The sequence below is a fragment of the Clostridium sp. TJA085 genome (assembly GCF_058310235.1).
The window spans coordinates 337,497-350,277 of record NZ_JBZEEZ010000002.1 but is presented as its reverse complement, the minus strand read 5'-3'; the positions used below and the strand labels follow the sequence as shown (position 1 = coordinate 350,277).

General features: G+C 28.7%; 11 protein-coding genes. All 11 read left to right on the top strand.

Going from position 1 to position 12,781, the window contains the following annotated elements:
- Window positions 1-36: 36 nt before the first annotated feature.
- The 11 genes from AC4FQW_RS08850 to AC4FQW_RS08800 all read left to right on the top strand — a co-directional run bounded on the left by AC4FQW_RS08850 (window position 37) and on the right by AC4FQW_RS08800 (window position 12,651).
- On the top strand, window positions 37-717 hold the full coding sequence (locus AC4FQW_RS08850) for a fructose-6-phosphate aldolase (protein WP_491148609.1): 681 nt from the start codon (window positions 37-39) through the stop codon (window positions 715-717).
- Window positions 718-856: 139 nt separating this feature from the next.
- Window positions 857-1,573, top strand: a complete 717-nt coding sequence (gene yqeC, locus AC4FQW_RS08845; RefSeq protein WP_491148607.1) for a selenium cofactor biosynthesis protein YqeC — start codon at window positions 857-859, stop codon at window positions 1,571-1,573.
- A gap of 22 nt (window positions 1,574-1,595) precedes the next feature.
- Window positions 1,596-2,183 (top strand): nucleotidyltransferase family protein, encoded by a 588-nt coding sequence (locus AC4FQW_RS08840; protein ID WP_491148605.1) that lies wholly within the window; start codon window positions 1,596-1,598, stop codon window positions 2,181-2,183.
- On the top strand, window positions 2,180-2,986 hold the full coding sequence (gene yqeB, locus AC4FQW_RS08835) for a selenium-dependent molybdenum cofactor biosynthesis protein YqeB (protein ID WP_303127906.1): 807 nt from the start codon (window positions 2,180-2,182) through the stop codon (window positions 2,984-2,986). The genes AC4FQW_RS08840 and yqeB overlap by 4 nt, the downstream gene beginning before the upstream one ends.
- A gap of 3 nt (window positions 2,987-2,989) precedes the next feature.
- Window positions 2,990-3,790, top strand: a complete 801-nt coding sequence (locus AC4FQW_RS08830; protein ID WP_491148603.1) for an XdhC family protein — start codon at window positions 2,990-2,992, stop codon at window positions 3,788-3,790.
- Window positions 3,791-3,830: 40 nt separating this feature from the next.
- Complete coding sequence (locus AC4FQW_RS08825) at window positions 3,831-5,615, top strand: sigma 54-interacting transcriptional regulator (protein WP_491148601.1); 1,785 nt, start codon at window positions 3,831-3,833, stop codon at window positions 5,613-5,615.
- Window positions 5,616-5,981: 366 nt separating this feature from the next.
- Window positions 5,982-7,184, top strand: coding sequence for a diaminopropionate ammonia-lyase (dpaL, locus tag AC4FQW_RS08820; protein WP_303127898.1), 1,203 nt, complete (start codon window positions 5,982-5,984; stop codon window positions 7,182-7,184).
- Between the two features lie 38 nt (window positions 7,185-7,222).
- Window positions 7,223-8,410, top strand: coding sequence for a YgeY family selenium metabolism-linked hydrolase (locus AC4FQW_RS08815; protein WP_491148599.1), 1,188 nt, complete (start codon window positions 7,223-7,225; stop codon window positions 8,408-8,410).
- 12 nt (window positions 8,411-8,422) lie between these two features.
- On the top strand, window positions 8,423-10,009 hold the full coding sequence (locus AC4FQW_RS08810; protein WP_491148598.1) for an N-acyl-D-amino-acid deacylase family protein: 1,587 nt from the start codon (window positions 8,423-8,425) through the stop codon (window positions 10,007-10,009).
- A 14-nt stretch (window positions 10,010-10,023) separates the two neighbouring features.
- Entirely contained in the window at window positions 10,024-11,352 is a 1,329-nt protein-coding gene (gene ssnA / locus AC4FQW_RS08805; RefSeq protein WP_303127891.1) for a putative aminohydrolase SsnA, read from the top strand.
- 210 nt (window positions 11,353-11,562) lie between these two features.
- Window positions 11,563-12,651 carry a 4Fe-4S binding protein gene (locus tag AC4FQW_RS08800; protein ID WP_303127888.1) on the top strand — a complete coding sequence of 363 codons (1,089 nt, stop codon included), beginning with the start codon at window positions 11,563-11,565 and terminating at the stop codon, window positions 12,649-12,651.
- Window positions 12,652-12,781 lie beyond the last annotated feature (130 nt).

Here is a 12,781-nt window from a genome sequence, read left to right as displayed (position 1 = left end):
GTGCAAAATTTATATATTAAAAGGGGAGAAATAATTATGATATACATGTTAGATACTGCAAATATAGCTGATATAAAGAGAGCTTTTGATTTATATCCAATAACAGGAGTAACAACAAATCCAACAATAATATCAAAGGAGAATAAAAAATTTTTAAGACTTTTAAAAGATATAAGAGAAATAATTGATAAAGATACAATGTTACATGTACAAGTTTTAGGTAAGACTTCAGAAGAAATGGTAAGAGAAGCTAAATATTTAAATAAAACTATAGGGGGAAATCTTTATATTAAAATTCCTGTAACTAAAGAAGGAATTAAAGCAATAAAAGTTTTAAGTAAAGATGGGATAAATATAACAGCTACTGCAATATTTACAGCTCAGCAAGCATTAATGGCTGCAGTAAGTGGTGCTAAGTTTGTTGCTCCATATGTAAATAGAATTGATAATATAAGTGGAAATGGTGTACAAGTAGTAAAGGATATTATTGATGAATTAAAACTTTATAACTTGGATTGTAAAGTTTTGGCAGCATCATTTAAAAATGTTCAACAAGTCCATGAATTAAGCAAATATGGGGTTCATTCAGTAACTGTAAATCCAGAAATAATGGATAAAATGCTAGAGCATCCGTTAACTGATTGGAGTGTTGAACAATTTATTAAAGATTGGGAAAGTGTATATGGTGAAGGTAATTTAACAACTGATGTAAAATAGTAAATTTAAAAATTTTATGTTATTAAGAAATTAATCGTCTATAAATTAATAATAATTTATAGACGATTTTTTATATATAAAAAATTTGAAAAAATTTAAATAAATTGTATAATTAAACCAAGGGACTTTGGAGGAATTTATGAAAAATTTATTTGACTTAATTGATTTAAAAAATGGTGATATAGTTTCTGTTGTTGGATCTGGTGGAAAGACGACATTTATGTACAAATTATCTAAAGAGTTATCTAATAAAAAAGTTATTATAACTACCTCTACTAAAATGTTTATCCCAAAAGAAGATGAAAAATTTAATATTATATTTTTAAATGAATCTAAAAATATTAATTTAGAAAAAGGTATAAATTTTTTAATTGGAGAAATTGTTTCTGAAAACAAATTTCATACAAATGTAGAATTAATAAATGAAAATGTATATGGATTTGATTATTTATTAATAGAGAGTGATGGTTCAAAGAGAAAGCCATTAAAAGGTTGGAATGAAACTGAACCAGTAATAAGTAAGAGAACAAATAAAACAGTAGGAATAATACCTATAGATATTATAGGGAAAATTGCTAAAGAGGATATAATTCATAGAATAGAAAAGTTTTCAAAAATATCTCTTATATCAGAAGGTGAGGAAATAACTCCTGAGGCTATAGCAAATGTTATTTCAAGTAAAAATGGATTATTTAAAAATAGTGTTGGAGAAAAAATATTATTTTTAAATAAGATAGAGAATAAAAAACAATATGAAATGGCATGTAAGTTGCTAAAAATATTAGAGAGGAAAAATATAAATATAAATAAAATAATAGGTGGAAGTCTCTTAAATGAAAGTTATTTTTTATTTTAAGTTTTATATTGAGGTGTTTTAGTTGGTAGCAATAATTATGGCATCTGGGATGTCTAGAAGAATGAGTGAAAATAAGCTTCTTATAAATTTATATAATAAGCCTTTAATAAGATGGACTATTGAATTAGCAAAAAGTTGTGATTTTGAAGATGTAATAGTAATTTATAAAGATAAAGAAGTTAAAGATATAGCAGAGAATTTACAAGTTAAAACTATATATAATGGAAGGTTTAAATATGGACAAAGTGAGAGTATAAAATTAGCTTTAAGTTCTTTGAAAAAGGAATATGATGGATATATTTTTTTTACTGGAGATCAGCCTTTTATTAAAAAGGAAACTATTAAAATACTTATGAAAACGTTTATAAAGAGGGGTGGAATAATACTTCCAAAAGTAAATGGCAAAAATAAAAGTCCAGTAATTTTTTCAAGGGAATTTAAGTTTGAATTAATGAATATTGAAGGTGATATAGGTGGAAGAAATGTAATAAAAAATAACATTAAAAAAGTTACACCTGTTTATTTTAATAAAAGTATAGAGTTTTTTGATATTGATACAAAAGAAGATTTAAAAATGGCAAAAGCTATATATGAGGGGGAAAAGTTATGAAAGATGAAATAATAGTAGTAAGAGGTGCTGGAGATATAGCAACTGGGACTATTCAAAAACTTAAGAGGGCAGGATTTTCAGTGGTTTCACTTGAAGTTCAAAAACCTTCATCAATAAGAAGAAATGTATGTCTAAGTGAGGCTATATATGATGGCGAATGCACAGTTGAGGATATAATTGCTAAAAAGGCTGAGTCAATAGAAGAAATGCATAATGTATTAAAAGAAAATAAGGTATGTGTTATGGTTGACTCAAGTGGTGATTTAATAGAAAAAATAAATCCAATTGCAGTTGTTGATGGAACTTTATGCAAAAAAAATATAGGAACTAATAAAAGTATGGCTCCAATAACAATAGCATTAGGACCAGGTTATGAAGCTGGAAAAGATGTTGATATAGTTGTTGAAACAAATAGAGGGCATAATTTAGGGAGACTTATATTTAAAGGGCCAGCTGAAAAAAATACTGGAGTTCCTGGAATTATAAAAGGATATGGAAAAGAGAGGGTTGTTTATTCACCTTGTGAGGGATCATTACACATAATAAAAGATATTGGTGATGTAGTTGAAAAGGGTGAGCCAATATGTAAAGTTGGAAGTGAATATGTATATGCAACTATGAGTGGTTTGTTAAGAGGAATGATAAGAGAAGGGTTTTATGTAACTAAAGGATTTAAAATAGCTGATATAGATCCAAGAATAGAAGAAAAGAAAAATTGTGATTTAATTTCAGATAAAGCAAGATGCGTAGGTGGAGCAGCTTTAGAAGGAATACTTTATTTAAGAAGTATTATGGAGGTTTAAATTATGGAAGAGAGAATTTTGAGAAATATAACTATGGAATTAAATAATTGTAGAAAGGTTGCTCTTGCAATTATAACTGAAGCTGGAGGTTCAACACCAAGGAAAGCAGGGACAATGATGAGTGTTAATGAAGATGGAGTTATAGTAGGAACAATTGGTGGAGGAGCTGTTGAAGCAAGAGTAATAAAAGAGTGTAAAAATGCAATAAAAGAAGGAATAGGTACAAGCTTTGATTACAGATTAAATGAAAAAGGAAATCTTAAAATGACTTGTGGTGGAGATATTTCAGGGTACATAAAAGTGTTTATACCAAAACCAAAACTTATAATATTTGGGGCTGGACACATATCACAAAATATTATAAAAATAACAGATAGCATGAACTTTAGAAGAATAATAATAGAAGATAGAGAAGAATATAAAAGCTACGAAACATTTAAAAATGTTGATGAGTTCATAGTTACAGATGATGAGAATTATATTGAAAACATTGATTTTAAAGATTCTTTTGTAGTTTTAGCAACTAGAGGACATGCTAGTGATCGTAAATGGCTTAAAGCTGTTATAGATAAGCCATATAAATATATAGGGGTAGTAGGTAGTAAAAAGAAGGTTTCAGGATTGAAAGAATATCTTGTAGAAAAGGGAATTGAAGAAAAAATAATAAATAATATTCATATGCCAATAGGGCTTGATATATCAGATGGAACGCCAGAAGAAATAGCATTTAGTATAATTGCAGAAATATTATTTGAAAAAAACAATGGTAACTTAATATGTATGAAGGATAAATCAAAAAAATAATTTAATTAACTAAAATATTTCTAAAAGGGTGAAATTTTATATGAATAAAATAGGATTAAAAGATATTTCAGATGTTGTAAATGAATATGTTGTTTTACTTTCTAATGTATTAAAAATAGATGTTGAAATTGTAGATAATAATATGAATAGAATAGCAGCAACTGGAATATATGAGAATCAAAGTGGTCAAAACATAGAGTTTTCAGGGTATGTTTATAAAGAAGCATTAAGATCTGGGGAACCAAAAGTTATTGAAAATCCTGGATTAGATATACTTTGCAAAAATTGCAAAGATAAGGGTAAATGTAAAGAGTGTATGGAAATATGCGTTCCTATAATATATGGAAATGATAAACTTGGAGTTATAGGACTTATATGCTCAACAGAAGAACAAAAAGTTAGATTAATGGAAAATCTAAATACTAATTTAGAATTTTTAAAGAAAATAGCAGATTTTATAGCAATAAAAATAATGGAAGAAAGAGAAGTACTAGATAATAAAAATAATTTAGATTTTTTAAAACAAATAATAAATTCAGTAGATGATGGAATTATAACAATAAGTAAAGATCATAAGATGACATTAGTAAGCAATAAGGCTTTAACTATGTTAAATCTTACAATAGATGTATTAAATAAAGAAATAAAAATAGAAAACACTGGAGAATATTATCCTAGAGGAGAACTATTTAATTTAAAGATAGATAGAAAAAAATATTCAGTAGTTGGAAAAATAATATATAATTACATAAATTTTAAGGAGTGCGAAAAGATATTAATATTTAAGGAATTTAAAAGCGCACAAAAAGAAGCTGTTAATTTAACATTTGGTAAAAATAGAATTTCTTGTGATGAAATAATTGGTGAATCTCATCCAATGGTTCAATTAAAAAGTAAAATAAAGAAAATAGCTTCATCTAAATCAACAGTACTTATTACTGGGGATAGTGGAACAGGAAAAGAGTTAGTTGCAAGGGCAATACATGCAGAAGGTGATAGAAGAAATAAACCATTTATTGCTATAAACTGTGGAGCTATTCCAGAAAGTCTTTTGGAAAGTGAACTTTTTGGATATGCTAAAGGTGCATTTTCAGGAGCAAATTCAAATGGAAGAGTAGGTAAATTTGAACTTGCAAATAAAGGAGTAATTTTCTTAGATGAAATAGGAGATATGCCACTTTATTTACAAGTTAAGTTATTAAGAGTTCTTCAGGAAAGAACTTTAGTAAGAGTTGGATCAAATAAGCTTATAGATTTAGATATAAGAGTTGTTGCTGCAACTAATAAAAATTTAAAAGAGCTTGTTGAAAAAGGTGAGTTTAGAGAAGATTTGTACTATAGATTGAATGTAATACCTATAGAAGTTCCTCCTCTTAGAAAAAGAGATGATGATGTTATCTTAATAATAAATAAACTTATTAAGAAGTATAATAATTTATTTAATAAAGATGTTCATACAATAGAAAATGAAGTGTATAGAATATTAAAGGAATATAATTGGCCTGGTAATGTAAGAGAGTTACAAAATGTAGTTGAATTTATGGTAAATGTTGCAGGTGAAGATGGAATAATAAAAAAAGATATGATACCAAAATCTATATTAGATTTTGAAAAGAATAATGTAGATTTTGAAGTTAAAAATATAGAAGAAAATATAAAATTTGATAAAAATGAAATAAAACCTTTAAAGGATATGGAAATGGAATATATTGAAAAGGTATTAAATTTATGTGGTAAAGATACAGCAGGAAAGAAAAAAGCAGCTAAGATGCTTGGGATAGGTATTGCAACTTTATATAGAAAGATAGAAAGTCATAAAGAATAATTTTTAAATTTTATATTTATCATTTTGATAAAATTTAATATTATTTTGATATATAAGTATAAAAACTTAGAAAAATAGAGGGTTACGGCCTAATTATCACTTTGACAATTAATTCTCAAAATGATAATTAGGCCTATTTTTATATAAAAAAAGAATAGGTTTATATAAAAAAATATAAGTTTAAATATTTATACTAAACTGTTAGTTTTATTGACTTTATAGAAATATTTTCAAAATAATTGTAGATTTAATTAACAATAAAAAATAGAGGTGGTTTTGGCATAGCAATTGCTATCAGTATAGTTATAAGGAATAAACTCTAGAAAATAGTGGGGGATAAAAAAATAACTTTAGGAGGATAATGCTATGGAAAAAATATTATGGAAAGAAAATACTTTACCAAAAACAGATAAAGAAGGATGTGTAAAATTTTTAAGTAAAGAGGAAGTATCAAAAGCTAGAAACTTTCACAAAAGTTTTTCAGAATATAAAGAAACACCATTAGTTAGCTTAGATCATTTAGCAAAAAAAATAGGACTTTCAGGAATTTACTTAAAAGATGAATCTTATAGATTTGGGTTAAACGCTTTCAAAGTTCTAGGTGGATCATTTGCAATGGGAAAATTTCTTGCTGATAAATTAGGAGAAGATATTGCAAATTTACCTTATGAAGTAATAACTTCAGATAAAGTAAGAGATAAATTAGGAGATATTACTTTTGTAACTGCTACAGATGGTAACCATGGAAGAGGAGTTGCTTGGACTGCAAATAGATTAAAACAAAAATCAGTAGTTTATATGCCAAAAGGATCATCAAAAACTAGACTTGAAAATATTAGAGCAGAAGGTGCAGAAGCTAGTATAACTGATATGAATTACGATGATGCTGTAAGACTTGCTGCTAAATATGCAGATGAACATAATGGAGTTGTTATTCAAGATACAGCATGGGAAGGATATGAAAAAATTCCTGCTTGGATAATGCAAGGTTATGGAACAATGGCTTTAGAGGCTGAAGAACAATTAAAGGAAAAAGGAATTGAAAAACCAACTCATATATTTGTACAAGCTGGTGTTGGCTCATTAGCTGGAGGAGTTCAAGGATTCTTTGCATCAGAATTTGGAGAGGATTGTCCAAAAACTGTTATAGTTGAAGCAAACTTAGCAGATTGTTTCTATAAATCAGCAGTAGCAAATGATGGTAAAGCAAGAGCTGTTGGTGGAGATATGCAAACAATAATGGCAGGACTTGCATGTGGTGAAGTTAATACAATAGGATGGGAAGTTTTAAAGAACCATGCAACTGCTTTTGTATCATGTCCTGATTGGGTTTCAGCAAAGGGTATGAGAATACTTGGAAATCCATTAAAAGGAGATACAAAGGTAACATCAGGAGAATCAGGAGCAGTAACAGCAGGTCTTTTATATGAAATTATGACAAATGAAGATTATAAAGATTTAAAAGAAGCTTTAGAGCTTGATGAAAATTCAAAAGTATTATTATTTAGCACAGAAGGAGATACAGATCCAGATAAATATAGAGAAATAGTTTGGGAAGGTAAATATTAAATTTTTAGATTATATATTTGAGCATGGAGGTGAACTTTATGTTAGACGGACAAAGAAAAGAAGAATTAATAAGTTTATGTCAAGAACTTATTAGAAATCAATCACTTTCAGGAGAAGAAGAAAATGTTGCATTAGCTATAAAAAATGCATTTGAAACACTTGGATATGATGAATGTTTTGTAGATTCTTATGGAAATGTTATTGGACATATTAAAGGAAAAAGAGAAGGTAAAAAAATTCTTTTTGATGGTCATATAGACACTGTACCAGTTCCAGATGATACAAAATGGTCCCATGCACCTTTTAGTGGAGAAAGAGTTGATGGAAAGATATATGGCAGAGGAACTTCAGATATGAAGGGGCAATTGTCAGCTATGATGGCGGCAGCAGCTTTCTTTGCAAAAGATACAAATAAGGATTTTGATGGAGATATATTTGTAGCAGGAGTAGTTTTTGAAGAAATATTTGAAGGTGTTTCAGCAAGAAAAATAAGCGAAGCTATAAAACCAGATTATGTAGTAATAGGTGAGTCATCAGAACTTAATTTAAAAATAGGACAAAGAGGTAGAGCTGAAATAGTAGTTGAAACTTTTGGAAAGCCAGCTCACTCAGCAAATCCTGAAAAAGGAATAAATGCTGTCTATAAAATGTCAAAAATAATTGAAAAAATACAAGAAATAGAACCAGTAGAGCATGATGTTTTAGGTAAGGGAATTTTAGTTTTAACAGATATAAAATCATCACCTTATCCAGGAGCATCAGTTGTTCCAGATTATTGTAAAGCTACTTTTGATAGAAGACTTCTAGTTGGTGAAACTAAAGAAGAAGTTTTAGCACCAATTAAAAAAATAATAGATGAGCTAAAGAAAGAAGATAAAGAATTTAATGCAAAAGTATCTTATGCAATAGGTACAGAAACATGTTATACAGGAGAAACAATTCATGGAGAAAGATTTTTCCCAGCATGGTTATATGATGAAGATGATGAATTTGTAAAAGCAGCTCTTAAAGGTTTAAGAGAAGCTGGAATAGAACCAGAAATCACTCAATATTCTTTCTGCACTAATGGATCACATTATGCTGGAGAAGCAGGTATTAAAACTATTGGTTTTGGTCCATCAAAGGAAAATTTAGCTCATACAATAGATGAATATATAGAAGAAGAACAATTATTTAAGGGAGCTGAAGGATACTACGGAATATTAAAATCTGTTTATAACAAATAGAGGGTGATTAACATGAAAATATTAATAAAAAATGGGTTTATAGCAGATGGAAGTGGAGAAAAAGGATGGATTGGAGATATCTTAGTTAATGGTAATAAGATAGAAAAAATAAATAAAAATATAGATGATAAATCTTATGATAGATTGATAGATGCTAAGGGGCTAGTTGTAGCCCCAGGATTTATCGATACACATTCACATAGTGATCTTAAGATACTTGAAAATCCATATAATGAGATAAAAATAAGACAAGGTGTAACTACCGAGGTTTTAGGACAAGATGGTATATCAATGGCACCTTTACCAAAAGAATTTATTTCACCTTGGAGAAAAAATTTAGCTGGTTTAGATGGTGAATCTGATGATATAAACTGGGAATATGAAACTACAGATGGATATTTAAAACTTATGGAGGAAAATGGAGTAGGCTTAAATGAAGCTTACTTAGTTCCTCATGGAAATATAAGAATGGAAGTTGTAGGACTTGGAAATACAGAAGTTACAGATAAAGAAATAAAGGATATGTGTAAAGTTCTAAGAAGAGAAATGGATGCAGGGGCATTTGGGCTTTCAACAGGTCTTATATATATGCCATGTGCATATTCTAAAACAAAAGAACTTATAGAACTTTGTAAAGTTGTTGCAGAATATGATGGAGTATTTGTAGTTCATCAAAGAAGTGAAGCAAATGAAATAATATCATCAATGAAAGAAGTGATAGAAATTGGTGAAAAATCAGGTGTAAGAGTTCATTTTTCTCATTTTAAGATTTGTGGAAAGAAAAATTGGAAACATATAAATGAAGTTATAAGTCTTCTTAAAGAAGCAGAAAAAAAGGGGATTAGGGTAACAGTTGACCAATATCCTTATATAACAGGAAGTACAATGCTTGGAGTAATTTTACCACCTTGGGCTCATGATGGTGGAACAGATAAGCTTATGAAAAGACTAGCATCAAAAGAAATGCGTGAAAGAATGATATATGATATGAAAAATGGAATAGAAGGTTGGGAAAACTTTCTTGAATTCATACCACTTGATTCAATATACATAACTTCTGTAAAAACAAAAAAGAATGAAGATGTTATAGGAAAAAACTTAGTTGAAATTGGACTTTTAAGAGGAAAAGACCCTTACAATGCAACATTTGATCTTTTATTAGAGGAAGAAAATGCTGTTGGAATGTATGACTTTTATGGTAAAGAAGAACAAATAATTGAATTTATGAAATTGCCAGAACAAAATGTTTGCACTGATGGATTATTATCAGGAAAACCTCATCCAAGAGCATATGGATCATTTCCAAGAATACTTGGTAGATATGTAAGGGAACTTAAAGTTATAACTCTTGAAGAAGGAGTTATGAAAATGTCTAGTAAAGCTGCAGAAGCTTTTGGTATAAAACTTAGGGGATATATAAAAGAAGGATATTTTGCGGATTTGGTTATATTTAATAAAGATACTGTAAGAGATGTTGGAACATATGAAAATCCAACTCAATATCCAGAAGGAATAGACTATGTAATTATCAATGGAAATATAGTTGTTGAGAAAAATAAGTACAATAGAGTAAAGGCTGGTATGGTATTAAGAAAATAATAGGGGGAGAGTTTATGTTAGTTGTAGGTAATGGAAGATTAATAACTCAAAATAATGAAAACCCATTTATAGATAATGGTGCCGTAGTAATTGATGGTGGAAAAATAATTGATTATGGAAATACTGAAAATATTCTTGAAAAATATAAGGAAATAGAATATTTAAATGCAGAAGGAAAAGTTATAATGCCAGGACTTATAAATACTCATGGACATATATATAGTGCTTTTGCAAGAGGGATGAATTTAGAAGGTCCAGTATCTAAAAACTTTATTGATATACTTAATAATCTTTGGTGGAGATTAGATAAGGCATTAACATTAGAAGATATAAAATATAGTGCTTATAGTACACTTATGGATAGCTTAAAGTATGGTGTAACAACATTTTTTGATCATCATGCTAGCCCACATGCTGTTGAAGGAAGTCTTTTTGAAATAGAAAAAGTTGCTAAGGAGCTTGGAATAAGAACTTCTCTTTGTTATGAAGTTTCTGATAGAGATGGAGAAGAAATCTTAGAAAAAGGAATAAAAGAAAATGTAGATTACATAAAGCATTGTAAGGAAGAAAATAATAATATGAATTCAGCAATGTTTGGATTACATGCAAGTTTTACTCTTTCAGATAAGTCACTTGAAAAATGTGTAAAGGCAGCAGAAGGATTAGATTGTGGATATCATATTCATGTAGCAGAAGGAATTGCTGATGAAGAGGATTGTATAGAAAAGTATGATATGAGAGTTGTTGAAAGACTTAATAAGTTTGGAATACTTGGTGATAAGACTTTAACAATTCACTGTATACATGCTGATGAAGACGAAAGAGAATTACTTTTAAAAACAGGTACTTCAGTAGTTCATAATCCTGAATCAAATATGGGAAATGCAGTAGGAGTATCTCCTGTAATAAAACTTATAAAAGAAGGAGTTACAGTAGGTCTTGGAACTGATGGATATACACAAGACATGTTTGAATCAATGAAAGTTTGTAATATAATTCATAAACATCATCTTAGAAATCCTTCAGTTGCATGGGGAGAAACTCCAATGATGTTATTTGATAATAATAGAAAAATTGCACAGAAGCATTTTGAGGGAATGTTTGGAATAATTAAAAAGGATGCTAATGCTGATGTAATAGTAGTAGATTATAATCCTTTAACTCCAATGAATGCAAGCAATTATAACTCACATATTTTGTTTGGAATGATGGGAAAATCAGTTGATACAACAATAGTTAATGGAAAAATTGTTGTAAGAAGAGGTCAAATTGTTAATGTAGATGAAAATAAAATATTAGAAAAAACAAGAGAGTTAAGTGCTGAATTATGGAATAGAGCATAATAATGAAATTTTAATATTTTAAGTAATAATAATCCTTTTTGAAAACGTGAACATTTATATTTAATATAGTGTTGTTTTTAATATGAGTATAGTAAGTGTGTTAAAAATAAACTAATAAATTTTAATGTTATTAGTTTAAGATAATCTATAAAATTAAAATTTTATAGAAAAATAATATAAAAAATCTAATGGTAATTAGGGGGAGTAAAAATGGCAAGTTTAAAGGTTAATATATTAGGAATGGAATTTAATAATCCAGTATTTACTGCAGCAGGTCCAGGAGCTAAAGATGGAGATCTTTGTGTTAAAGCAGTAGAAGGTGGAGCAGGTGGAATTGTTACAAAAACAATATCAGTAGATCCAGCTCCAGTACCAAGACCTTGTATGGGAAAAACAAATTCAGGATTTTTAAATACAGAATTATGGTCAGAATTACCAAAGGAACAATGGATTGAAAAAGAATATAAAAGAGCAAAAGAAGCTGGAGTTCCAATGATTGTTAGTATGGGATATACAAAAGAGCAAATAGAAAAGGTTGCTCCTCTTGTAAAACCTTATGCAGATGCAGTTGAACTTTCAACTCACTATGTAGGAACAGATGTAACTCCAATTGTTGAGGCTATGAAGGCAGCAAAAGCTGCATTAGATTGTCCAGTATTCATGAAAATGAGTCCTCATACTGATATTCAAAAAATTGCTAAAGCATTAGAAGAAGCAGGAGCAGATGGATTAGTAATGATTAATTCATTAGGACCATGTATGGCAATAGATGTTGAAACTGGTTACCCAATTATGGGAAGTGAAAAAGGATATGGATGGCTTTCAGGTTCACCAGTAAGACCAGTTGCAATAAGAAATATATATGATGCATCACAAGTTATAAATATTCCTATAATTGGTGTTGGTGGAGTAACTTGCGGAAGAGATGCAGCAGAAATGTTAATGGCTGGAGCTACTGCAGTTCAAGTTTGTACAGAGGCTATATTAAAAGGACCTAGCGTTTATGGAAAAATAGCTAAAGAATTAGATGAGTTCTTAGATAGCCACGGTTATAAAGATGTAAATGAAATAATTGGATTAGCTCATAAAAAGTCAGCTGATAGACATTTTAGAACAACATCAATTGCACCAGAAGTAGATCAAGACTTATGTATTAAATGTGGAATATGTAAGACAAGCTGTGTATATGATGCAATTGAAGTTTCAGATAAATTAATAATTGATAAAGATAAGTGTTTTGGATGTGGATTATGTGTTACAAGATGTCCAAAACATGCATTAAGCATCCAATATAAATAATTTTAAATTGATACTTATTTATATTGAATTTATATAAATAAGTAAAAATAGATATACAAAACAAATAAATTATTTTTGAAAAGATGGTAGTTTGGGTATTTTATTTTAAATTACTTAAATTTAATAATAA